At 68.2% G+C, this 23,485-nt stretch carries 25 protein-coding genes; 7 read left to right on the top strand and 18 right to left on the bottom strand.

The window, feature by feature from the left end; all coding sequences use genetic code 11:
* Positions 1–62: 62 nt before the first annotated feature.
* Positions 63–947, bottom strand: coding sequence for a LysR family transcriptional regulator (locus BLS34_RS14125; RefSeq protein WP_093151205.1), 885 nt, complete (start codon positions 945–947; stop codon positions 63–65).
* 127 nt (positions 948–1,074) lie between these two features.
* On the opposite strand from BLS34_RS14125, the gene BLS34_RS14120 reads away from it, so the two are divergent.
* On the top strand, positions 1,075–1,266 hold the full coding sequence (locus tag BLS34_RS14120) for a hypothetical protein (protein ID WP_028793573.1): 192 nt from the start codon (positions 1,075–1,077) through the stop codon (positions 1,264–1,266).
* Between the two features lie 48 nt (positions 1,267–1,314).
* Here BLS34_RS14120 and BLS34_RS14115 read toward each other — a convergent pair whose 3' ends face one another.
* From BLS34_RS14115 to rfbC, 8 genes are all read right to left on the bottom strand, one after another.
* Entirely contained in the window at positions 1,315–2,235 is a 921-nt protein-coding gene (locus tag BLS34_RS14115; protein ID WP_028793572.1) for a transglutaminase family protein, read from the bottom strand.
* A 64-nt stretch (positions 2,236–2,299) separates the two neighbouring features.
* Complete coding sequence (locus tag BLS34_RS14110; RefSeq protein WP_028793571.1) at positions 2,300–3,253, bottom strand: alpha-E domain-containing protein; 954 nt, start codon at positions 3,251–3,253, stop codon at positions 2,300–2,302.
* A 4-nt stretch (positions 3,254–3,257) separates the two neighbouring features.
* Entirely contained in the window at positions 3,258–4,451 is a 1,194-nt protein-coding gene (locus BLS34_RS14105; RefSeq protein WP_342740030.1) for a circularly permuted type 2 ATP-grasp protein, read from the bottom strand.
* A gap of 332 nt (positions 4,452–4,783) precedes the next feature.
* Positions 4,784–6,061, bottom strand: a complete 1,278-nt coding sequence (locus tag BLS34_RS14100; RefSeq protein WP_093151200.1) for a M23 family metallopeptidase — start codon at positions 6,059–6,061, stop codon at positions 4,784–4,786.
* A 30-nt stretch (positions 6,062–6,091) separates the two neighbouring features.
* Positions 6,092–6,973, bottom strand: coding sequence for a glucose-1-phosphate thymidylyltransferase RfbA (gene rfbA, locus BLS34_RS14095; RefSeq protein ID WP_028793569.1), 882 nt, complete (start codon positions 6,971–6,973; stop codon positions 6,092–6,094).
* On the bottom strand, positions 6,970–7,875 hold the full coding sequence (gene rfbD / locus BLS34_RS14090) for a dTDP-4-dehydrorhamnose reductase (protein ID WP_038013768.1): 906 nt from the start codon (positions 7,873–7,875) through the stop codon (positions 6,970–6,972). Before rfbD ends, rfbA begins: the two co-directional genes overlap by 4 nt.
* A 2-nt stretch (positions 7,876–7,877) precedes the next feature.
* Entirely contained in the window at positions 7,878–8,960 is a 1,083-nt protein-coding gene (gene rfbB / locus BLS34_RS14085; RefSeq protein WP_028793568.1) for a dTDP-glucose 4,6-dehydratase, read from the bottom strand.
* Between the two features lie 21 nt (positions 8,961–8,981).
* On the bottom strand, positions 8,982–9,539 hold the full coding sequence (rfbC, locus tag BLS34_RS14080) for a dTDP-4-dehydrorhamnose 3,5-epimerase (RefSeq protein WP_093151197.1): 558 nt from the start codon (positions 9,537–9,539) through the stop codon (positions 8,982–8,984).
* Between the two features lie 342 nt (positions 9,540–9,881).
* On the opposite strand from rfbC, the gene BLS34_RS14075 reads away from it, so the two are divergent.
* Entirely contained in the window at positions 9,882–10,805 is a 924-nt protein-coding gene (locus tag BLS34_RS14075) for a glycosyltransferase family 2 protein (RefSeq protein WP_245565571.1), read from the top strand.
* A gap of 7 nt (positions 10,806–10,812) precedes the next feature.
* Here the strand turns inward: BLS34_RS14075 and BLS34_RS14070 are convergent, their stop codons facing one another.
* Together BLS34_RS14070 and BLS34_RS14065 are read right to left on the bottom strand one after the other, a co-directional pair.
* Positions 10,813–11,205, bottom strand: a complete 393-nt coding sequence (locus tag BLS34_RS14070) for a VOC family protein (RefSeq protein ID WP_211228875.1) — start codon at positions 11,203–11,205, stop codon at positions 10,813–10,815.
* A gap of 32 nt (positions 11,206–11,237) precedes the next feature.
* Positions 11,238–13,139, bottom strand: coding sequence for a glycosyltransferase (locus BLS34_RS14065; RefSeq protein WP_175474231.1), 1,902 nt, complete (start codon positions 13,137–13,139; stop codon positions 11,238–11,240).
* A gap of 174 nt (positions 13,140–13,313) precedes the next feature.
* Between BLS34_RS14065 and BLS34_RS14060 the strand changes: the two genes are divergently transcribed.
* Positions 13,314–14,420 (top strand): succinylglutamate desuccinylase/aspartoacylase family protein, encoded by a 1,107-nt coding sequence (locus BLS34_RS14060; protein WP_175474230.1) that lies wholly within the window; start codon positions 13,314–13,316, stop codon positions 14,418–14,420.
* A 75-nt stretch (positions 14,421–14,495) separates the two neighbouring features.
* On the opposite strand, the gene speE is transcribed toward BLS34_RS14060, so the two are convergent.
* Together speE and speD are read right to left on the bottom strand one after the other, a co-directional pair.
* Positions 14,496–15,344, bottom strand: a complete 849-nt coding sequence (gene speE / locus BLS34_RS14055; RefSeq protein ID WP_093151190.1) for a polyamine aminopropyltransferase — start codon at positions 15,342–15,344, stop codon at positions 14,496–14,498.
* Positions 15,341–15,847, bottom strand: coding sequence for an adenosylmethionine decarboxylase (gene speD / locus BLS34_RS14050; RefSeq protein ID WP_093151188.1), 507 nt, complete (start codon positions 15,845–15,847; stop codon positions 15,341–15,343). Before speD ends, speE begins: the two co-directional genes overlap by 4 nt.
* A gap of 456 nt (positions 15,848–16,303) precedes the next feature.
* Here speD and BLS34_RS14045 point away from each other — a divergent pair, with 456 nt between their 5' ends.
* From BLS34_RS14045 to BLS34_RS14030, 4 genes are all read left to right on the top strand, one after another.
* Entirely contained in the window at positions 16,304–16,945 is a 642-nt protein-coding gene (locus BLS34_RS14045) for a LysE family translocator (RefSeq protein ID WP_028793562.1), read from the top strand.
* Positions 16,942–17,619 (top strand): DUF2927 domain-containing protein, encoded by a 678-nt coding sequence (locus tag BLS34_RS14040; RefSeq protein ID WP_093151187.1) that lies wholly within the window; start codon positions 16,942–16,944, stop codon positions 17,617–17,619. The genes BLS34_RS14045 and BLS34_RS14040 overlap by 4 nt, the downstream gene beginning before the upstream one ends.
* 41 nt (positions 17,620–17,660) lie before the next feature.
* Entirely contained in the window at positions 17,661–18,236 is a 576-nt protein-coding gene (locus BLS34_RS14035; protein WP_093151186.1) for a hypothetical protein, read from the top strand.
* 143 nt (positions 18,237–18,379) lie between these two features.
* Complete coding sequence (locus BLS34_RS14030; protein WP_093151185.1) at positions 18,380–18,964, top strand: hypothetical protein; 585 nt, start codon at positions 18,380–18,382, stop codon at positions 18,962–18,964.
* A gap of 4 nt (positions 18,965–18,968) precedes the next feature.
* Here the strand turns inward: BLS34_RS14030 and BLS34_RS14025 are convergent, their stop codons facing one another.
* From BLS34_RS14025 to BLS34_RS14005, 5 genes are all read right to left on the bottom strand, one after another.
* Positions 18,969–19,367 (bottom strand): RidA family protein, encoded by a 399-nt coding sequence (locus tag BLS34_RS14025; protein WP_175474229.1) that lies wholly within the window; start codon positions 19,365–19,367, stop codon positions 18,969–18,971.
* Positions 19,368–19,392: 25 nt separating this feature from the next.
* The gene (bmt, locus tag BLS34_RS14020) at positions 19,393–20,439 is read right to left on the bottom strand and encodes a betaine--homocysteine S-methyltransferase (RefSeq protein ID WP_093151183.1); all 1,047 of its coding nucleotides are present in this window, start codon (positions 20,437–20,439) and stop codon (positions 19,393–19,395) included.
* A gap of 11 nt (positions 20,440–20,450) precedes the next feature.
* A complete protein-coding gene (locus BLS34_RS14015) occupies positions 20,451–20,714 on the bottom strand; it encodes a DUF1289 domain-containing protein (protein ID WP_051244173.1) in 264 nt (87 codons plus the stop codon).
* Positions 20,715–20,841: 127 nt separating this feature from the next.
* On the bottom strand, positions 20,842–21,411 hold the full coding sequence (locus BLS34_RS14010) for a DJ-1/PfpI family protein (protein ID WP_028793555.1): 570 nt from the start codon (positions 21,409–21,411) through the stop codon (positions 20,842–20,844).
* Positions 21,412–21,624: 213 nt separating this feature from the next.
* Positions 21,625–23,346, bottom strand: a complete 1,722-nt coding sequence (locus BLS34_RS14005) for an ABC transporter permease (RefSeq protein WP_245701979.1) — start codon at positions 23,344–23,346, stop codon at positions 21,625–21,627.
* Positions 23,347–23,485 lie beyond the last annotated feature (139 nt).

Below are 23,485 nucleotides of genomic sequence, written 5' to 3'. Positions count from 1 at the left end.
GGCGTCCGCCGATGTCACGAGAAGCGAATTGATCCGATAGCGGCGATCTGTTCTGGCGATACCTACTCGGCCGCAACCGACTGCGCAGGTCCGGCCGCGGTGGCGATCAGGGCGGTCAGGGCGCTGGAGGCATGGCCGTCCCGGCGGCGGATGAACAGGGTCTCGACCAGCCCGTCCTCCGGTGGCAGGCGATGCAGCTCGACCCGTCCCTCCGCCTCCGCGGCGGCGACGATGCCGCGCGGCATCAGGGTCACCCCGAGCCCGGCGGCGACACTGCCGACGATGGCCTCGATGGTGCCGAACTCCAGCGTCCGCAGGCCGACGATGCCGCGTCTTGCCAGGATCTCCTCCAGCCGCTGGCGGTAGGAGCAGCCGGCCCGCAGCACCACGATCCGCACCTCGCGCCGGGCCGACAGGGCTTCGATGGCGCCGAGGCCGGGCGGGGCCACCAGCACCAACTCCTCGTGATAGACCGTCTGCACCTCCAGCTCCGGATGGGCGACGGGCCCGCACACGAAGCTGCCCTCCAGTTCGCCGGTCAGCACCCGCTCGATCAGTTCGGCCGTGGTGCCGGTGCGCAGGACGAGATCGACCTCGCGATGCGCCGCCACATAGGCGGCGAGCGGCCGCGACAGATGCAGGGCGGCGGTGGTCTCCAACGAGCCGACCACCAGGGAGCCGAAGGGATGCCCATCGTCCTTCGCCGCCCGCCGTGCATCGGTCATCAGCACGGCGGCGCGGTGGGCGTAGGGCAGCAGCCGCTCGCCCGCCGGGGTCAGGGCCACGCCCCGGCTGTGCCGGTCGAACAGCCGCACGTCCAGGTCGCCCTCCAGGGCGCGGATACGGGCGGTCACATTGGACTGCACCGTCGCCAGTTCCTCGGCCGCCCGCTTCATGCCGCCGTGACGGGCCACCGCCTCGAAAACCTTCAGGTCCTGAACATCCATGCCGCGCTCCGACCGCCAGACAAGATCGACGAGCCGCGACTATATCAGAATCGGTGTTACCAAAAACGGACGGCGGTCATACGAATCGGCTATCGTGATCGTCTCCTCCGCAGCAGGGAGCGCAGCCATGCGCCTGGACGACACGGTGACGGTCGAGTGCACGGATACCGACCAGAAGATGGAAGCCCGGGTCATCCGGATGCAGGGCGACCGGGTCGATGTGATGGTCTCCGGCCTGACCCTCTCCCTGAGACGAACCCGGCCGGGGATCTATGTCGGCAACCGCGGCGGCATGGAGTTCGTCCTGAAGACGAAGTAGAGCGGACCCGGACCACGATCAGACGCCTGGCTCTGATCGCGGTCGGCATTAGGCCGCGCTGCGTTCAAGCACGTTGCCGCGCAGCACGTCGACGCAGACATCCATTTTCACGAACGCTTCCGGCGGACCGAAATAGCTGCCTTGAAGCGGGATGGCCTGACTCGGATCGCGGGCGACGCCGACGCGGATCAGGTTCTCGCCGCCGATGATGCCGTTGGTCGGGTCGTATTCCACCCAACCCGCGCCCGGCAGGTAGACCTGGACCCAGGCATGGGTCGCCCCCGCACCCTGGATCGGCTGTTTGCCGCGGATCGGGTTCACCACGCCGCCGGCGGCTTCCACCGCCGGATCGAAGACGTAGCCGGTGACGAACCGGGCGGCGAGGCCGAGGGACCGCACCGCCTCCATCATCAGCAGGGCGAAGTCGCGGCAGGTTCCCCGCCTGCGCGCCAGGGTCTCCGACGGCGCCTGCACCCCCTCCGCCTCGCGCGGGCGATAGGCGAAGTCGGCGCGCACGCTCTGCGTCATCCGGCTCAGCAGCCCCAGCGTCTCGGTCCTGTCGCCGGTGAAGAACGACCGGGCCCAGGCCTCGATCGCCCCGTCGTCGGGATGGTGGCGCACGGTGGTCCGGCCGAGATCCTGCAGATCGTCCAGCGCATAGGCGAACGGCAGATACTGCGCGTGCTCGGCGATATCGAAGACGGGCGTGCGGGCGGCATAGTGCTCGACCACGATCACGCTCTCGAACAGCAGCCGCTCGGCCGGATCGTCGAAGCGGGCGACCGCCACGGAATTGGAGAACACGTCGTGCATCCAGCGCACGCTGGAGGCCGGCAGGATCTTCAGCCGGCTGTCGACCAGACGCATGTCATGGCTGTCGCGCGGTCGGAACAGCAGACGATGCTCCCCGAAGCGCACCGGCTCGCGGTACGCATACTCCGTGCGGTGAACGATGCTCAGGACCTGCATGGGGTCTGCCACGACATTGAACGGCCGTCACGTTAACGGGTAATCGTGAACAAACCGTTGTCGGTCATTCGGCCGCTTCGGCCACCCCGAAGAACCTGGATACCAGGGCACCGCTCAGCCCGAGCAGTCCGTCCTGGATGGCGTCGGCGAACTGGTGCAGCCAGGCCGGCTCGATCCGGTCGGTCGGCGTCTGACCGGAGATCTCCATGACCCGACCGAGGGTCTCCCGCACCTCGTCGCCGAGCTCGAGCCCATGCTCGCTCTCCAGACAGGCGAGGTCGTACTTGATGCGGTACAGGCAGAAGCAGATCGAGCGCGGGAACTCGCTGTCCGACATCAGAAAGCGGGCCACGTCGCTGGTGCTCATGCTGCCGGGGCGGGTCCGGCGATAGGCCTGATAGCCGGCGGCGGAGCGCAGCAGGGCGTTCCACTGGCTGATGTCGATCGGCGAGCCCGGATCCTCCTCCACGCTCTGAAGCTGCCGGTACTTCACGTCGAGCAGGCGCGAGGTCTGGTCCGCGCGCTCCACATGACGGCCGAGCTGGTAGAAGCGATAGGCCTGATCCCGGTACAGGGTGCCTTCGGCGATACCGGTATGGGTCTGGCAGTTGGTCTTGATGAAGGCCGCCACCTTGGCCAGCCGCGCCAGGCCGATATCCCGGCGCCGCAGCTCATGCATCTCGCCGTAGAAGGTATTCAGGTGCGCCCACAGCTCGGTGGAGATCAGATGTCGGACGGTGCGGGCGTTCTCTCGCGCATAGCCGACCGAGTTCAGGGTCGAGGTCGGGCTCTTCGGGTCGATCAGATAGAAGTACAGGACGGCCGCCGCCGTCGCCTCCTTGTTGCGGCTGAAGAACAGCTCCTCGTCGGCATTGATTCGGATCACCGCTTCCCAGTCGCCGGTCGCGCGCGGATCGCGGGCGAAGGAGCCGTGAGTGTCCAGCAGGCGGGCGAGGTTCTCGGCGCGCTCGATATAGCGGCCGAGCCAGTACACGTTCTCTGCATAGCGTGACAGCATCGGCCTACTCCAGAACCCAGGTGTCTTTGGACCCGCCGCCCTGGGACGAGTTCACCACCAGCGAGCCCTTCTTCAGCGCCACGCGGGTCAGGCCGCCCGGCAGCACCCAGGTCGACTTGCCGGTCACGCAGAACGGCCGCAGATCCACATGGCGCGGCTCCACCCGGCCGCCGATCAGGGTCGGCGACACCGACAGCTCGACCATCGGCTGGGAGATGTAGTTCGCCGGATCCTTCTCGATCGCCTTGCGGGTCGCCTCCAGCTCGCGCAGCGAGGCGCGCGGACCGATGACCACCCCATAGCCGCCGGCCTCGCCCACCGGCTTGGTCACCAGCTTGTCGAGATTGTCGAGCGTGTACTGCAGCCCGTCCTTCTCGCGGCACAGGTTGGTCGGCACGTTCGGCAGGATGGCGTCCTGGTCCAGGTAATATTTGATCAGCCGCGGGATATAGGCGTAGACGCCCTTGTCGTCGGCCACGCCGGTACCGACCGCGTTGGCGATCGTCACGTTGCCCTTGGCGTAGGCCCGCATCAGCCCGGGCACGCCGAGCATGCTGTCCTCGCGGAACACCTCCGGATCGAGGAACTCGTCGTTGATCCGGCGGTAGATCACGTGCACCGGCATCAGACCGCCGGTGGTGCGCATGTAGAGCTTGTCGTTCTCCACCACCATGTCCTGGCCGGTGACCAGCGGGATGCCCATCTCGCGGGCCAGAAAGACATGCTCGAAATAGGCGGAGTTGAACGGTCCGGGGGACAGCAGCACCACCTGCGGGTCGCTGACCCCCGCCGGGGCCGCCTCGCACAGGGCGCGGTGCAGGCGCAGACCGTAGTCCAGCACGGGCCGGACGTTCATGCCCTCGAACAGATGCGGCATGGTCCGCCGCATGAGCTGGCGATTCTCGACCACATAGGACACGCCGGACGGGCTGCGGGCATTATCCTCCAGCACCACGAACTGCCCGTCGCCGCCGCGCACCACATCGACGCCGCAGACGTTCACGTAGCAGTTTTCCGGAACCTTGAGGCCGACCATCTCCGGCCGGTAGTTCGGGTTCTTGAAGACCAGATCGGCGGGCAGAATCCCGTCCTTGATGGCCTTCTGATCGCCGTAGATGTCGGCCAGCAGCAGATTCAGGGTCTGCACCCGCTGGATCGAGCCGCTCTCGATCGTCTCCCAGTCGGCCGGCGTCAGCACCCGGGGAATGAGGTCGAAGGGCAGGACCCGATCGACGGACGACCCTTCGTGGTAGAGCGTGAAGGTAATGCCGAGGTTGTAGAGTTCGCGATCGACCGCTTTGGAGAGACGAGTCAGTTCCTTCGGCGTCGTACCGTTCAGCCTCTTCAGCAGGCCGGTGAGGTCCTGCTGACGCTTGGCGTCACCCTGGTACTCGCAGAAGAACCCGTCGGGATCATAGTCTTCAAGCAGTCGATGCCGCGCGCGGATGGCCGCCTCCCGTACATTAACGAAAACTCTCTTATAGCATTAACAAGCGGTCAGGGTCAGCGCAACGGGCTGCCGGTGACGCTTCAGTTGGTGGTCGCGACCGTTACCTTGACCGCGCGCTCGCCGGTCACCCGGCCGTCACGCCTGAGGACGACATCGCCGGTCCATTCGCCAAGCGGCAGGCCGTCGGGGAAACGCTCTGCCGAATTACGTAGCCCGATGGCGCGAAAAATCGACGCCTGGATCTTGTCGAAGGTGACCGTCTGGCTCGCGACGACCGTGCCGTCCGGTGCCGAAAGCGAGATATCCGCGGTATCCCCGGGCTCCACGCCCACCGCACGGAACCACACGACGATGGCTCCGGCCCGGGGCGAGAGGCTGTCCAGATCGGCGTCGCCGGCCGCGGCCGTGTCGCTGTCGGGCACCCGGTCGAAGAACCCCGTGTCCAGGAGCGTGGGCGCCCTCAGCGCATGCAGGGAGGCCAGGGCCTGGTCATCCCAGAGCGGCTGCCGGCCGAGCCCGCAGGCCTCGCCCCCCTCGACGACGCCGCGGAACGGATCGACCACCTCGTCGCCACGGACCACGGACAGGTGGATGTGGGGAAACTGGGTCATGCCGGAAAGACCGACCGCGCCGAGCGCGTCGCCGGCGGCGACCTCCTGCCCCGGCCGCACGATCACGCTGCCCTTGCGCATGTGGCAGTACTGGGTCGCCCAGCCGTTGCCATGGTCGATGCGCACGCCGTTGCCGCATTCCTTGCCGGCCGCCTTGGCCTGCTCGATACCCGCGCTGCCCAGGTCCTCCTCGCCGTCGCGGGTGCCGATCACCTTGCCGGCCGCGGCGGCGAGCACGGGGATGTCCTCGGCGATCCGGCTGTCGTTGGCGAGACCGATATCGGTCCCCTTGTGGCCGTCATAGGACATTTCCCCGCAGCGATAATCCTCGCGCCCGGGGCCTGGGTCGATGTCCACGTAGTTCACCACCCAGCAGTCCACCCCCGGCTGACAGGCGATCGGCAGGGACAGGGTGATGGGCCGCTCGCCCTCGACGGGCGGCACGGCAGGGGACGGCTGGGCGGCTGTTGACTCGGCGGCGGTTGACTCGGCGGCGGACGATTCCGGCTGACGCGGTGGTGAAGCAGCGCTCGACGAAGACTCGCTCGACGGCGACGCGGCGGGTTCCGATGCGGCGGGCGCCGGTGCCGGCGCGGCCGACTGGTCCTGGTCCGTCGGCAGACGGCGTTCGACCGGGATGTCGACGCTCCAGTTATGGCCTTCCGGCGACAGCACCAGCCAGAAGGCATAGGCGAAGGATGCAAGCGCGGCGCAGAAGATCAGGGCGAGTGCGGCACGAAAAATCAAAAGGCGGCCTCCGGATCCCCGCGCGCCGCGTCAGTGCCGCGCGCGAACCATGCGTTCCAGATATTCACCATACCCCGACTTCGCCAGAGGTGCGGCGAGTTTCAGGACCTGTTCGGCGTCGATATAGTCCATGTGGTAGGCGATCTCCTCCACACAGGCGATCTTCAGGCCCTGGCGTTCCTCCACCGTGCGCACGAACTCCGAGGCCTGCAGCAGGCTCGCATGGGTGCCGGTATCGAGCCAGGCATAGCCGCGGCCCATGCGCTCCACCCGCAGGGTTCCGTTGTCCAGATACACCTTGTTGACGTCGGTGATCTCGAGCTCGCCGCGCGGCGACGGCTGGATGGAGGCGGCGACGTCCAGCACGCTGTTGTCGTAGAAATACAGGCCCGTGACCGCCCAGTTGGAGGCGGGATCGGCCGGCTTCTCGACGATCGAGGTGGCGCGGCCGTCATCGTCGAAATCGACGACGCCGTAGCGCTCGGGATCGCTGACGTAATAGCCGAAGACGGTCGCTCCGCCCTGCTCCGACGCCTCCGCGCGGGCGCGCTGCAGGATCTCGGTCAGACCGTGGCCGTAGAAGATGTTGTCGCCCAGAACCAGGGCGACCGGGTCGTTGCCGACGAACTCCCGACCGATGATGAACGCTTCGGCCAGGCCGTTCGGCTCCGGCTGGACGGCATAGGTGATCTCGATGCCCCACTTGGTGCCGTCGCCCATCAGGTGCTGGAAGGCCGGCTGGTCCTGCGGCGTGGTGATCACCAGGATCTCGCGGATGCCGGCGAGCATCAGCGTGGTCAGCGGGTAGTAGATCATCGGCTTGTCGTAGACCGGCAGCAGCTGCTTGCTGGCCACCATGGTCAACGGGTAGAGCCGGGTGCCGGACCCGCCCGCCAGAATGATCCCTTTCATCGAACCGTCTCCTCTGCCGCCATGCGGGCGGCGAAAACTTCATCCAGGGCCGCCTGCCAGGATCGGTGCGGCAGGGTCGGCAGCGCGCCGATCAGCGCGGAGGTGTCGAGCACCGAATAGGCCGGGCGCCGGGCCGGCGTCGGGTATTCCGAGGTCGGGATGGCATGCACCGTCGGACGGCGTCCCCAGAGCGGCTCCGCCCGATCGAAGATCGCCTCGGCGAAACCATGCCAGGTGGTCGCCCCGTCGGCGGTGTAGTGATAGGTCCCGGCGGCGACCGGCGCCCCGTCCATGCGCGCGCGGACCAGGGCCAGAAGGGCCGAGGCGATGTCGACCGCGCCCGTCGGCGTGCCGTGCTGATCGTCGACCACCCGCAACTCGTCGCGGTCCTTGCCGACCCGCAGCATGGTGTTCATGAAATTGCCGCCCCGGGCCGCATAGACCCAGGCGGTGCGCAGGATGACGTGATCCTCCAGCGCATGGCGGATCGCGGTCTCGCCGGCCTCCTTGGAGACGCCGTAGACGCCCAGCGGCGACACGGGATCCTCCGGGCGGTAGGGCCGCGTGCCTGCGCCGTCGAAGACGTAGTCGGTGGACACGTGGATCAACCCGATGCGCCGCTCCGCACAGGCCGCCGCCAGGGCGGCCGGGCCGTCGCGGTTGATGGTGAAGGCCAGGTCGGGCTCCTGCTCGGCCTTGTCGACGGCGGTATAGGCGGCGGGATTGATCACGAGATCCGGACGCACGGCATCAAGCGCGCCGTCGATCCGCCCCGGCTGGGCCAGATCCAGACGGTCGCGGCCGACGCCGACGATCTCGACCCCCTCGGCGGCCTTGCCGCCGGCCAGCCGGACGAGCGCGCCGCCGACCTGACCGGTCACTCCGGTAACCAGAACCCGCATGCTCAGCCCGTCTTTCCGGTGGTTCCGGTGCCGACCCGGGCCAGCACGTTGCGGTCCAGCAGCGGCTGCCACCAGACTGCGTTCTCCAGATACCAGGTCACCGTCTTCTCGATGCCGCTCTCGAAGGTCTCGCGCGGGGTCCAGCCGAGGTCGCGCTCGATCTTGGCGGCGTCGATGGCGTAGCGGAAGTCGTGGCCCGGCCGGTCGGTGACGAAGGTGATCAGCTCGCGCCGGGACCTGCCGCCGGCAAGCGGCGGGGCATGCCGGTCCAGCAGGTCGCAGATCGTCTGCACCACGGCCAGGTTCGACATCTCGTTATGGCCGCCGATGTTGTAGCTCTCGCCGGCGGCCCCCTTGGACAGCACGGTCCACAGCGCGCGGGCGTGATCTTCCACGAACAGCCAGTCGCGCACGTTCTGACCATCGCCGTAGACCGGCAGCTCTTCGCCGCGCAGGCCCTTGATGATCATCAGCGGGATCAGCTTCTCGGGGAAATGGAACGGGCCGTAGTTGTTCGAGCAGTTCGAGAGGACGACCGGCAGCCCGTAGGTCTCGCCCCAGGCGCGCACCAGATGATCCGACGACGCCTTCGACGCCGAATATGGCGAGCGCGGGTCGTAGGCCGTCTCCTCGGTGAACATGCCCTCGTCACCCAGCGAGCCGAACACCTCGTCGGTGGAGATGTGGTGGAAGCGGAAGGCCGCCTTGCGGTCGTCGTCCAGGCCGCCGAAATGCTGGCGCGCGGCCTGCAGCAGACGGAACGTGCCGATGATGTTGGTCTGGATGAACGCCTCGGGCCCGTCGATCGAGCGGTCCACATGGGATTCCGCCGCCAGATGCATCACCGCGTCGGGATCGTGGGTCTCGAATACCCGCTTCAGCGCGGCCGAGTCGGTGATATCCACCTGTTCGAAGGCGTAGCGGTTGCTGTCCTCGATCTCCGCCAGGGCGGTGCCGCTGGCCGCGTAGGTCAGCTTGTCGACATTGACCACCCGGACATCTGTCTCGGCGATCAGCAGCCGGATCACCGCCGAACCGATGAAACCGGCGCCGCCGGTGACCAGAACCGTTTTCGGTGTCGCCATGACCGTCTCCAACGCCGATTTTCAGATCGCGAAATAGGCGGGCAGATCGGCCAGCCCGGGATGCTTGGTGTCCTTGTCCGACAGGGTCGGCGTCACATCGCCCAGCGGCCAGTCGATGCCGATATCCGGATCGTCCCAGGCCAGCCCCTTGTCATGGTCCGGCGCATAGGGAGCCGTAACCTTGTAGATCACCTCGGTATCCGGCTCCAGGGTGACGAATCCATGGGCGAAGCCGACCGGCACCAGAATCTGGTTCCAGGCCTCCGCCGAGATCTCCGCCCCCACCCACTTGCCATAGGTCGGCGACCCCTTTCGGATATCGACGGCCACGTCGAAGATCCGACCCTTCACCACCCGCACCAGCTTGTCCTGGGCGAAGGGCGGCGTCTGGAAGTGCAGACCGCGCAGCACGCCCACCGGCTGGGACATGGAGTGATTGTCCTGGATGAACTCCAGATCCAGTCCGTGCTCGGCCAGGGTGGCCCTGTTGTACGTCTCGGAGAAGAAACCGCGGGCGTCGCCGAACCGCTTCGGCGTCAGGATCTTTACGTCCGAAATTGCCAGCGATTCTACCTGCACGTCGTATCCTCCGGATGCGCTAGCCGGCCCGGGCCTGAATTGGTTTGGAGGGCGGGCGAGAAACCGCGGCGGGTGATAGCATGGTGCAAGTGACGTCTACAACTCCGCTGGCTGCCGCGTTTCTCCGGAGCGCGGCAATATGCTAGTGTTCACGATAGGAGTCTTTTGACACGATTGTATGCTACCGAACTCCTGATAAGAGGAGGTCGGACGGAATTTATTGGTCGGATAAACGATCGGGACCTAATGAGCCTGACGACAGAACCTTTTGACCGGCGGGTTGTTCCCTTGCACCCCAGGGCGGTCAGCGCCTGTCCTTCGATGGAGGCTCCTCGGGAGCCGGTGCGCGCCCACGCCTGTACGGTGGTCGTCGTCTCGTATCGGACCGGCGCGGTTCTGCTGGACAGCGTCCAGGCCGCGTTGCAGCAGGACGGCGTGCAATCGGTCATTCTGGTCGACAACGGCAACTCCGCGGACACCAGGACGGCGGTCGATGCCCTCGCCGCCGAGGACAACCGGCTGATCGTCATCCGGGGCCAGGGCAATGTCGGATTTTCCCGCGGCTGCAATCTCGGGGTGCGCTACGCCAAGACCGCCTATGTACTGCTGCTGAACCCGGACTGCGTCCTGCGCCCGGGCGTGGTGAACCGGGTGTTCGCCGTCTTCGACGACGCGCCCCAGGCGGCCATGGCGACCGTGCGGGTCGAGAATCCCGACGGCACCGAGCAGCGCGGCGGCCGGCGCAACCTGATGACGCCCTGGACCTGCCTTGTGGAGCTGTTCCGGCTCGACCGGCTGATGCCGAATCACCCGCATTTCCAGCGGTTGAACCTCAACGAAGCCGAACCGCTCGACAAGGTCACCGCCGTCCAGTGCATCTCCGGCGCGTTCATGATGATCCCGACGGAGACCTATAACGCGCTCGGCGGCATGGACGAGGACTACTTCCTGCATGTCGAGGACGTCGACCTGTGCATGCGGGTGGCCAAGTCCGGGCGCGAGATCCTCTACGTCCCCGACGCCGCCGTCACCCATGTGAAGGGCACCAGCCGGGTCTCGCCCTTCACCATCGAATGGCACAAGTCGGTCAGCGCCACGAAGTATTTCCGCAAGCATTTCCGGCCGCAGTATCCGGATCTGATCCTGCGGATCATCAGCGTCGCGATCTTCGCCCGGCTTGCCGTCCGGGCGGTGCCGATCACCCTTGCCTGGATCGGAGAGCGGCTCAGCAGCGGTCTCGGGAGCCGGCCCAAGCCGCGGGATTGAACGGATCTCAGGCGGCGTTGATCTGGAACGACACGCCGAACCGATCCTCCACGAATGCGAAGCGTCTGGAGAATCCGTAGTCATCGGCCGGCATCATCTGTCGCCCGCCGTCGCTGAGGGCCGTCGCCAACCGATCGACCTCCGCCGCCTCATCGCACTCGATCCACAGGGAGAAGGACGGTGTGAAGGTGAAGTCATGCACCGGCGGGCTGTCATTGGCGATGATCTCCTGAGCGCCGATCCGCAAGCGGGCGAACCGCACCGTACCCACAGGGCCCGGCTCACCCTCGCCGAACCGTTCGATCGACGCGATCTCGGTCTCCGGCAAGGTCTGGACATAGAAGCGCAGGGCTTCCTCGCATCGGCCTTGAAACATCAGGAAGGGTGTCGCTCGAATCATCATCCTGTCTCCCTTTTAGATCGCGGAGATGCTCATCCCCGCCAGCCCTCCATGAACCCGCCGAAGATAGCCCGGAGTTTCGCGGCCTTGTCCGTCTCGTAGACGACGGCCTTCCAGACATCGTACAGCGCCGCGGCCACGTCCCAGGCGACCCAGGCGGGCGCCTCGGCGACGAACCGCCGCCAGACCCGCACCCGGTTGCGGTGGATCAGCCGGCGCCGCCAGGCGGAATGGGTGTTCAGCGCCACCTTGCGTCCCAGCACCTCGGTCTCGTGGAACTCCCCCAGCCGGTGGGTGAGCACCGCGTCGCCGATGCCGACGATCTCGAACCCGGCCCGGCGCAGGCGCAGGCTGAACTCGATATCCACGTAGTCGATGAAGAACGGCCCGGCCATCGGCCCGACCACATCCAGCACGTCGCGGCGGATCAGGCTGCCCGAGGCGATGGCGAAGACGCCGTCGCGCACCACCGCCCCCGGCACCATCCGGCCCCGCCGCAGGTCCCAGCCGGTGCCGCTGGACAGCAGATAGGGCTTCAGCGTGCCCTCGGCGTCGCTGAGCCGCGGCGACAACAGGCCGACCCGCTTCCGGTCCGCCATCGACCGCCAGCCGGCGAGCAGCCGGGCCACCATGTCCGGGGCCGGCACGCTGTCGTCGTCCAGCAGCAGGATCCAGTCGGCCCCGGCCGACCGGGCGATCTCCAGCCCCTGGTTCTGTGCCCCCGCCAGACCCCGGTTTTCGGCATTCTCGATCAGGGTGAGCGTCGAGGCGGCATTCGCCCGGGCGCGCAGATGCCGACGCACCTCCTCGGAACTCGCGTTGTCCACAAGCACGACCCGCGCGCATTGGGCCAGGGCGGCGTCCAGAACATCGTCCAGCCGGGTGTCCGGTTCATGGCTGACGATCACCGCGACGACCGCCGGACTGTCCCAGTCGTCCCGCGGAAGCCGGTCCGGCAGGTCCGCGATCGGCCGGGCATCGACCCCGCGCCGCAGAAAGCGCAGCGGCGACCAGGTCATGGCGCCGAGCGCGCGCGCTTCCGCCGTCTGCGAGACCGCCGAGCGCTCCCGCATCGTCTCGGGAAAGGCCCGGACCGCCTCCAGCAGCGCCCTGGCCCGGGCGCCGGCACCGCCGCGCAGAACGCCCGCCAGCACCCCGGCCAGCGCCAGACCGGCCATGACCGGTGCGAAGACCAGCCCCGCCAGCGCCGGCATCCCCCGCAGATAGGTCCAGACCCGGTTCCGGGTGGCGTGGCGCAGCACGAAATCCGACGAGGTCGAGCCCGACCCTACATGGCGCACGATGGCCCAGGGCGTGATCACCGACCGCCACCCGGCCCGTCTGAGCCGCAGGGCCAGATCCACGTCCTCGTAGTAGCAGAAGAACCGCTCGCAGAAGCCGCCGACCGCCTCGAACGCGTCGCGCCGGTACAGGGCGGCGGCCGCGCAGGGGCCGAAGACTTCGCTCTCGGCGACCGGAACCGCCAGCCCGCCCTTGCCGCCACGCCAGGCCGCTCCCCAGGGGGCATAGGGATCGCCCATCCCGTCGAGCCGGTCCGGATCCTCGTGGCTGAGCTGGACCGAGGCGACGCTGGCGGCATCGGGATGGCGCTCGGCGGCGGCGATCAGCGCATCGAGCCACCCCGGCTCGGCGAAGGCGTCGGGGTTGAGGGCGACCAGATAGCGGCCCCGTGCCGACCGGGCCGCCAGGTTGTTGCCGGCGGCGAAGCCGACATTCTCGGGCGCGCGGACGAGGGTCAGCCAGTCGTAGTGGGGGATCGCCTCCACCGCGCCGTCCGTCGACGCGTTGTCGACCAGGATCACCTCGAAGTCGCGCCGGGTCTGGCGGTCCAGCGCCTCCAGGCACCGTCCGAGATCCGGACCGGACTGGTAGGCGACGATGAGGATGGAGGCAACGGGAGATGCTGCGGGCACGGGTCTCGATCGATCTCTGCAGAATCGGAGCCCCACCCTAGCACGCCGGAGGGACCTTGCGAGCGTCCTCGGGCTTGACAGCCCGACGGTCGGACGGGCCAATGCGACACCTTTGAACGAGCCGATCCGTAGGACGTAATGACCCGCATCGTTTCGCGTTTTCCGCTTCCTCCCATGAGCCTGGGCACCGAGCGCTATCTCACCGTCCACAGCTACGGCGATCCGGACGCCACGCCGAAGGTCTACATCCAGGCCGCGACCCATGCCGGCGAACTGGCGGGGTCCCTCGCCCTGCACCACCTGATCCGGCGCCTCGACGCGGCCGAGCACGAGCTGCTCGGCCACATCATGCTGGTGCCCATCGCCAATCCGATCGGCCAGTCGCAGGTGATGCGCGGGACCATGTCCGGGCGCTTCGCCGAGGTCGACGGCTCGAACTTCAACCGCGGCTTCCCCGACATCGCCGCCGAGGTCGCCAATGCGGTGCGCGGCCGGTTGACCGAGGATCCGGCGTCGAACGTGGTGCTGGTCCGCGAGGTGATCGCCGACATCCTGGCCGAACAGGCCAGCATGGCGGAGACCGAGATCGACTATCTGCGGATCACCCTGATGCGGCTCGGCTGCGACGCCGACCTGGCGCTCGACCTGCACTGCGAGGAGGAAGGGCTCGTCCATCTCTACCTCGACACCATGCACTGGCCCCAGGCGAGCGACCTGTCGCGCCTGCTGGGCAGCGAGGTCACCCTTCTCACCAATCCGACCGGGGCGATGTCCTATGACGAGGCGCTGACCACGCCGTGGCGCCAGCTCGACGAGGAGTTGGGGGCCGCGGGGATGTGCGCCGGCTGCCTGTGCTCGACGGTGGAGCTGCGCGGCGCGGGCGATGTGGGCGATGCGCTCGCCGAGGAGGATGCCGATCGGCTGTACCGCACCCTGCAGCGCTACGGGATCATCGCCGGCGGGGAGGACCTGGAGATCGACACCAAGACCCCCGTGCGCGCCGTCCCGGTGGAAGGCATGGAGCGGGTCCAGGCGCCGACCCCGGGCATCATCAGCTTCCGGGTCCAGCTCGGCGCCGAAGTCACGGAAGGCCAGCCGATCGCCGACCTGATCGACCCGACCGCCGACGACCCGGCCGAAGGCCGCACCGAGCTGTTCGCCGAGAGCGACGGCATCGTCTATGCCCGCCGCATCCAGCGCTTCGCCCATACCGGCGCCACGGTGGCGAAGATCGCCAGCAACCGGCCGGTCACGGTGACGTCCAGCCATCTGACGGATTGAACGCACCAAACGAAAATGCCCGCTCCGGACGGACCGGAGCGGGCATTGAAATTCGGGTCGGCGTATAAAGTCCGCTTACTTCAGCAGGTCCAGGATGAACCGCGGCAGGGCGAAGCTGCCCTGGTGCACCGCCGGGGTATAGTAGCGGGTCGTGATGTCCGCCTTGGCGAAGCGCTCTTCCAGGACCGACAGCTCGGTCTTGCGCTTGGCCTTGTCGTCGGTCGCCCAGCCGAAGGCCATGAAGCCGCCCTGGTAGGTCGGCACCGGCGCGACGAAGAACCAGACATCGGCAAAGCTCTTGCCGAGACGGTTCCAGGAATTGGTCACCTCGGAGCCCTGCAGGGCCGGCACGCCGTTCTGCGTCACCACGATGCCGCCCTCGGTCAGGCAGCGCTTGCAGTTGGCGTAGAACTCGGCGGTGAACAGGACCTCGCCCGGACCGATCGGGTCGGTGCTGTCGACGATGATCACGTCGAACCGGTCCCCGGTCTCGGCCACATAGGCGGCCCCGTCGGTGATCACCAGGTCGAAGCGCGGGTCGTCGAACGCGCCGGCGCTGAGCGACGGCAGGTGCTCGACGCTCATGTCCACGACGGCCCGGTCGATCTCGACCATGGTCAGATGCTCGACCTCGGGGTGCTTGAGCACCTCGCGGGCCATGCCGCCGTCGCCGCCGCCGATGATCAGCACGCGCTTGGCGTTGCCATGGGCCGTCAGCGGCACATGGGTCAGCATCTCGTGATAGACGAACTCATCGCCCTCGGTGGTCTGCACGACACCGTCGAGAGTGAGCACCCGACCGAACTTCTCGTTCTCGAAGATGATCAGGTCCTGGTGCTCGGTCTTCTCGCGATAGAGCACGCGATCCATGCGGAGGCGCTGCGCCAGCCAGGGGTGCAGCGTCTCCGTGAACCATTCCGTCATACCACCATGCCCCGCCGGTGATCGCCGACATTGACCCGCTCGGGCTCGAACGCCGCCTTGAGCACGTCGATCGCCTTGTGCGGCTGCGCGTCGCCGCACATGAACACGTCGAACGCCGCGTAGTCGCATTCCGGCCAGGTGTGGACGGAGATGTGGGACTCGGCCAGCACGGCCACGCCCGACACGCCGCCATTCGGCGAGAAGTGGTGCAGGTGGATGTGCAGCAGGGTCGCACCGGCCTCGGTCACGCACTTCTTCAGCGCGGTCTCGATATGCTCGATGTCGTCGAGCCGGGACGCGCCCCAGAGGTCGATGATCAGATGGGTGCCGGCGAAGGTCAGACCATCACGTTTGACGAAGTGGTCAAAACGTTCGTCCGAACTACTGAAACCCGTGGAGGGAAGCCGGATAACATTGTCGTCGCTGTGACGACGGGCGGATTCGTCCTGGAATTCGCTCGGCTGAGTGGCCGAGTCCATCCCCAATTTGGCGGTGAGTTCCATGTCTCACTCCTCCTAACCAGAAGATTGACCCAGCTACCCTTAGACCCTCCACCCCCATGGACCACGAAGAGCCCTACGGGACGAGCGGAATGGGCAGACAAGAAAACCCACCCCACAGGGGGCGGGCATCACGAGTTTTCGCCGGTTTGGACCCCACCCTCAGCCGAGGGCATGGCGATTATCGTGCAGGCAGTGCGTCGAGTTCACCTCCGTAGGGGCTACGCCCCTTGACGCTGAACACTTGGGTCTCCGGTCTCCACCATCGCCCCAAAAGAAAAGGCCCGGATCCGTGGAGCGCAGGCCCCGCCGTTTCCCGGCCGTTTCTGAGGCGGAAGATGGAGAGTAATTGCTGGCGGGTCAAGGGGATTCGTATGGTTTTTCACGGCATGACGGGCTTGACCCCTGCGCATGGCTCGGGGCTAGCTTTCAGGGAATAATTTCGCTGGGGAGACGTCCATGCCCATCGACCTGTGGCTTGCCTTCGTCACCGCCTCGCTGGCGATTCTTCTGCTGCCCGGGCCGACGACGATGTTGCTCGTCGGCTATGCCCTGGGCGACGGTCGGCGCGCCGCCTTCGGCGCCGTGGGCGGCGTTCTGGCCGGCGATCTCGCCGCCCTCGCCGTTTCCGCGGTCGGCCTCGGCGCGATCCTGGCCAGCTCCGCCCTGGTGTTCACGGTGATGAAGTTCGCCGGCGCCGCCTATCTGATCTGGCTCGGCATCAGGATGTGGCGGGCGCCGGTCGACCCGCAGGCGGTCGACGCGGCCGAGGCCGAAGCCGTCGCCGCCAACCGGACCAAGAGCCGCCGCCGGGCGCTCCACGGCTTCATCGTCACCGCCCTGAATCCGAAGCTGATCGCCTTCTTCATCGCCTTCCTGCCGCAGTTCATGACCCCGCATGCCCCGGTGCTGCCGCAGCTCCTGGTGCTGGCGCCGACCTTTCTGGGTGTGTCGGTTCTCACCAACAGCCTCTATGTCCTGGCCGCCGGCGCGGCGCGCGACCGGCTGCGCTCGCCCCGGGCGTTGACCGCGATCAACCGGATCGGGGCGGGATGCCTGATCGGCGCCGGCGTGCTGACGGCGGCGGTGAGGCGCGCGTGAGGGCATCCGCCGCCCTGCTCCTGGCCACGGTCCTGCTGGGCGCCTGCCAGTCGGCCGAGGTTCGCGACGACCGCTTCGTGCGGTTCTTCGACGAGCTGACCTTCGGCAGCGGGGCGGACGGTGCGGGCGACAAGCGCGCGGTGGTCAGGCGATGGGAAGGCCCGCTGGTCTGGTCGGCAACGGGGTCCGAACCCTTCCAGGAAGCCGTCGCAGCTCGGATGGCGGTGATCGCCGCCATCGCCGGTCGGGACGCGGACCGGGTCGGCGAAGACGGGGATATCCGGATCACCCAGGACCCGGTCGGGACGACCTATCCGGTGCAGGACAACCTCACCTCCTGCTTCGCGCGGGTGGTCTACGGCGGCGACCAGATCATCCGGGTCCGTATCCGCATTGCGGAGGAGACCCCCGAGCGTGTCGTGCGCTGCATCGACCACGAGATGATGCATGGCCTGGGATTCCTGTCCCACTCCGCGGCGATCGCCTCGGTGATGAGCCCGCTGCACACCCAGGAACGGCTCAGCCGCTGGGACATCATGGCGATCCGCGCCCTGATGTCGGAGCGGCTCGCCGCGGGCACGTCGCGGGAGACGGCGCTGGCCGAAGTCGCGCGCCTGCTGCCCGATCTGCGAGCCTTCGCCGACACGCAGGCCGGCGGCCTGCGGGCCGATTGACCCCGTAACCGATTGACCCCGCAACCGATGGAGAGACTCCGATGAGACCGCTTCTCGCCGCCTTCCTTCTCGGTCTCCTGGCCCTGCCCGCCGGACCGGCCGGCGCAGCGGAGGATGCCGGTCTGGACTGGCAATCCGTTCAGGCCGAGGAGTCGAAGATCGTCATCGATCTGCCCGACGCGAAGGGAGGTGGCATCTTCCTGCGGGCCATGAACGACAGCTTCAGCAGCACCTTCCACGTGGCCCGCTACAAGACCGACAAGTTCAGGCTGGACCGGGCGATGCTGGTCTATCTGGAGCTGCAGCCCGGCTACCATTTCCGCTCCGCCCGCTCGACCGACCGGGTCCTGAAGTGGAGGGTGCTGCAGAGCGCGGACATCGATCTCGGCCAGAAGCTGCAGATCGTGACCGAGCGCGGGGCACTGGACGTCCAGCGGTTCCGGCTGGAGGACAGGGTGGAATGCGCCGCCCTGGCGCAGACCTGGGGCGGATCCGCCTCCGAGACCACCTCCGCCGGCACCGAGCAGATCCTCGGCTACATGTGCGAGGAGCCGGACGTCGCCGTGACCCGGGAGCGGATCGAGGGGGTCGCCCAGGCCATCATTGTCCGCGACTGATCGGCTACGCGGGACCGTGGCATTCCTGCCATGGCTTGCATGCCGTGGCCCGAGGCGTTAAGGCCGGGGGGAGCCTGGGGGCGGGTATGCGAACGGCGCCGGACGACCGACGGCGCCGTCATGGAACTCTTGAGAGAGGAAGTATGCTCGATACCCTGAGACGTCTGTCCTTCGCCGCCGCCCTGGCGGTCATCGCCGGCGCGGCCCTGTCCGCCTCCCCGGCCGAGGCCCAATGGGCTAAGGTGGGCAGCGGCGAGACCAAGGTTCGCCTGACCCATCCCATCGTGGACAATACCCAGGCCACCTACACCACCCGGCAGCAGGGCGGCACCCCGGCGACCCAGCACGCCGCCATGTACCAGTCCAAGGAGACCCGCCTGGCTCGCGCCCTCGTGGTCTACGAGGAAATCAGCAGCGGCGACCGGCTGCACAGCCCGGCCGACCCGGAGCAGATCGGCAACCTGATCGCCCAGACACGCTCAGCCAAACCGGAGTTCAGCGAGCCCTTCGACGTGCTCTCGGGCGCCCGGCAGTTCACGGTGCGCCGGTTCTCCAGCGGAGCGGATCTGTGCTTCGCCTTCACCCGGGCCTGGGATCAGGGCAAGACCGAGATCGTCAAGGCCGGCAATCGGGCGGCCTGGGGCTTCGCCTGCGCCAACCCGAACGACGCGGTGGCGAACGACACGATCGCCGACGTGCTCTCCGGGCTGACCATCAACGACGGCTGAGCGGTCAGTCCGGCCGCCGGACCACGACGTCGATCTCCACCAGCGCGCCGCGCGCCAGGCCTGTCACCCCGATACAGGTGCGGGCCGGGCGGCGGTCCTCGGCGAAATAGGTCGCATAGACCGCGTTCATGGCGGCGTAGTCGCGCTCGAACTCGGCGATGAAGACCCGGGCCTGCACCACATGCTCGAAGCCCAGGCCGAGCCCGGCGAGCACCCGCTTCAGGTTCTCCATGGTCTTGACGGTCTGCGCCTCGACACCCTCGGGCAGCGGCGTGGAATCGTCGTCCGGGTCGGTGGCAAGCTGTCCGGTGACCAGCACCCAGCCGTCCACCTCCACCGCGTGGCTGTAGGGGGCGACGGGAGCCGGCGCGCCCGCCAGCAAGTGAAAGATCGGTGCGCTCATTCTCCCCTCCCCAAATCCGGTGTCCTCAGCCGGCGCGCCGGCGGCGGCCGCGGCGGCGGCCGCCCTCCTCGTCGATCCCGTCCGGCGCATGGTCCGACAGGCGGCCGCCCTTGGACCAGGGAGCCCCGAGTTCCTCGGTGATCCGCTCGAGGCTCGGCCGCTCGCCCGGCGTGTAGCCCTTGAGCGCCTCGGCGATGGCCCGCACATGCTCCGGCTTGGAGCCGCAGCAGCCGCCGACGATCCTGGCGCCGGCATCGCGCACGATCCATGCATAGACCCCCATGGCCTCCGGGGTGCCGTCATAGACGATGGCGCCGTCGACATATTGCGGGATGCCGCAGTTCCCCTTGGCGACGACGACCGCCTGCGGATCGGCCTCGGTCAGGCCGAGGATCGTCTGCGCCAGTTCCGCCGGCCCGACGCCGCAATTGGCGCCGATGGCGCTCGGCACGACCGCAAGGGTCGGGGCCAGGGCGGCGAAATCCGCCGGGGTCAGACCCATCATGGTCCGCGCGTTGGTGTCGAAGGTCATGGTGGCGACGATGGGCAGGCCGACCCGGGCGGCCCCGGCGACGGCCGCCGCCATCTCCTCGGCGGCCGAGATCGTCTCGATCCAGAGAATATCGGCCCCGCCTTCCGCCAGACCCTCGGCCTGGGCGGCGAAGGCGGCTTCGCCGGTCGCCGGCGTCAGCGCGCCCAGCGGCTCGAACAGCTCACCGGTCGGCCCCATGGAGCCGGCGACCAGACAGGTCTTGCCGGTCTCCGCTTTCCAGCGGTCGACCGCCGTGCGGCAGACCCGGGCGGCGGCGGCGTTGAGTTCCCTCACCCGGTCCTGGGCGCCGTGCAGCTTCAGGCGGTGGGCGGTGCCGCCGAAACTGTTGGTCAGCACGATGTCGGAGCCGGCCTCCAGAAAGCCGCGATGGACGGCGGCGACCTTCTCCGGTGCCTCCACGTTCCACAGCTCGGGCGAGTTGCCGGTCTCCAGTCCCAGGGCGAACAGGTTGGTGCCCATGGCCCCATCGGCGATCAGGTGGCCACGCTCGGCCAGCAGGTCCAGCAACGCGTTCGACACTCGAGTGTCCCCTATTCGGTGGAGCCCGCCAGGCGGCGGCGCTTGGTCAGGCGGCGACGGTTCTCGCCGGCTTCGGTCTGGCGCTGACGCAGGGCCTCGATCACCTCCAGGCGCCGGGCGTCGTCGTAGCGCGACCAGTGTGCGATCTCCTCCATCGAGCGGTGGCAGCCCAGGCAGAACCGGGTCTCGCGATCGATCGAACAGACGCCGACGCAGGGACTGGGAATGGTGGCGGCCGGTCGCGGCGGGGCGGACGGGGGCGTTTCACTGGTCATGACGGCACTCTATCGGCTGTTCGATGCGGTGCAAAAACGAAAGCGACGCCGATGCATCCACGGGCGTCGCTTCCAGACTGTTTATGCGCCGCCGGAGATCCGGCGGGCGGGCTCGGGCAACGCCGGATCAGGCGGCCTTCGCGTCCTCGCTCTCGTAGGCGGCGACGACGGCGACGAACGCATCCATCGCATCGCGCACACCCTCAACGCCATTGGCGGTGACAAGGGCGCCTTCGACCACGAACTTGGTCTCTTCCCAGCTCGCGCCGGCAGCCTCGAGCTCAGCGCGGACCTCGTCGCTGGACGTCACGGTGCGGCCCTTCACGGTCTCGGTCTGCGCCAGCAGCTTGCCGGCGTCGCCGACGACGGCGACCGGCATCGACGCGCGCATGAACGCCTTCAGAACGCGCTGGCTGTGGGGATCCTCGGCCATCTTGTCGACGGCGCGCATGCCACCCGGAATAACCAGACCGTCATAGTCGACCGCCAGCGTTTCGGTCAGATCGACATCGACGGGGAAGAAGTGGCCCCAGGAGCCCTCATACCAGCCGTTGACCAAGCCGTTGGCGCGCGACACCACCTTGGTGGTCGCGCCGGCTTCGATCAGCTTCTTCTGAGGCTCGGTGAACTCGATCTCGTCAAATCCGTTGGCGAGCATAATAGCAATGGTACGTCCGGCGAGCGGCTTATCTGCCATGCGGTCCTCCTCTTTGATGATAACGTGTCAGCCCACCCGGCACCGGTGCAAGCAGAGGCGCTCGGCAGACAAGACGCGCAGGCGCCCGAAAAGGTCGGACTGCCTATGGCGCGCTGACGATGTGGAAACTTGAACGCGTCACTTAGCGCCCCCCGGCGAATTTTTCAAGGGCGGCTTACTGCGACATTGTGCGACGCAGCAGTAACAGATTCGTTAACGCGGTCGCGAAAACCGCCGCGCCGCTAGGCCAGCCAAGGAAAAGCCGGCAAGCGGCAGGGCGATCTGCAGGAGCCCGTAGGTCGCAATAACCCGGCGGTCGCCGGACGAGGCCCGCGCCACCGCTTCGGTCGTGAGTGTCTCGATTCGCCCGGCTCCGGCGAACAGGGTGGGCAGATACAGCGCGACGGAGACCGCCGCACCGATCGCCGCCGCGGTCGCAACCGGCCGGGCCAGCATCGGCAGGGTCACCGAAAACAGGACGGCGGTCGGGCTGCGGCCGAGGCTGCGCGCGACGGCGATGTAGCGGGCGTCGAACCGGCGCCAGGCCCCGGCCAGCGACAGGAAGACATAGGGCAGGACGAAGACCAGGTGGCTCCACACCACGGCGAGCCAGCCGCCATCCAGGTGCCCGAGGATCAGCAGCACCTGCACCCCGAACAGGAAGGCGACCTGGGGGACGATCAGCGGCGTGTAGAGCAGCCAGTCCACCGCCCGCCCCGGCCGGGCGCCGAGCCGGGTCTCCCGCTCCAGGCAGGCAACGACGAGCGCGAGGGCGAGGGCGGTGGCCGCCAGGGCGACCGTGACCGTCGCGCCGGCGGCCGACACCAGGTCGGCGCCGCCCCGCATCCAGCCCTGCACGGATACGGCCGCCGGCAGGGCATCCGGAAACCGCCAGGGCCCGGCCACCGACCAGACGGCCAGGGACAGCAGGGACAGCGCGGCCATGGCACCCGCCGCCCCCATCGCGGTGACGGTCAGCGCCCGCCACACGCCCTCGCCCCGTCCGCGACCTCCGGCGCGGATCCAAGGCCGGCCGAGGACGATGACAAGCCGTTCGGCGGCGACCCATAGGGCGATCGCGGCCAACGCGATCCCGGCCTGCAGCACCGCCCCGGCCGACCCGACGAAGCGCCGGGTCAGGTCCGGATCGCCCATCCATTGCACCACCCGCACTGCCAGGGGGGCCGGCGTGGTCGGGCCGAGCAGGATCGCCATGTCGACCGTGGACGTGGCGAAGGCCAGCACCGCGAAGATCGGCAGCCGCAGCCGGGGATAGACCTGGGGCAGAACCGCCTTCAGCCAGCCGGTCATCGGCCGGTACCCGAGGCTCCGGGTGGTGGCCAGGATGCGCCGCGCCGGCAGGCTGTCCAGGCCGGCCAGCAGCATGACGAACAGGAACGGCGTCTCCTTCAGCATCAGGCCGAGGGCGAGGGACAGGCCGTGCGGATCCTGGACGATCAGCAGGTCCGGCGGCCGCTCCCAGCCGGTCGCCCAGGGCGACAGCAGACGCGCCGCCCAGCCGCTCGGCGCCATCAGGAACGCCAGACCGATCGCCAGGGTCACGTGCGGCACCGACAGCAGCGGCGAGATCAGCCGGGAGGCGGCCCGGAACATCCGGGTGTCCTGGGCCGCCGCGGTGAACCCCACCGTCAGGCAGAAGGCGGCGGCGGTCGACCCGAGGCCGACGGACAGGGACAGCCAGGCACTGGTCCACAGACCGGGTTCGGCGCGCAGCGCCCTGAACGTGTCGAGGGAGACGGTATCGCCGCCGAGCACCGGCAGCCATCCCAGCGCCGGCAGCACGGTCCCCACCAGCCCGGCCGCCACCGGCCCGATCATCACCAGCACGGCCAGGACCGGCGCGAGGCGGATCATCGGCGGGGCCTGGAACCGGAACCGGGGACAGCCTTTCTCATCGCCAGCCTCCTCGATCACTCCCCGGCCCTGTGCCGGGGCGAGCGGTTGGGCTGAGACGGGCGTTCCGGACCCTTCGCCCGGCAGTCGAAGCGACCGCACGCCTTGCCCCGGCAAAAGGCCGGGGAGTGTTGAAAAGGATGGAAGACTCGGCGACGTT

The sequence above is a fragment of the Thalassobaculum litoreum DSM 18839 genome, from assembly GCF_900102465.1.
GTDB classification, from domain to species: domain Bacteria; phylum Pseudomonadota; class Alphaproteobacteria; order Thalassobaculales; family Thalassobaculaceae; genus Thalassobaculum; species Thalassobaculum litoreum.
The sequence above is the reverse complement of the archived record's forward strand: the minus strand, read 5'-3'. Positions and strand labels throughout refer to the sequence as shown.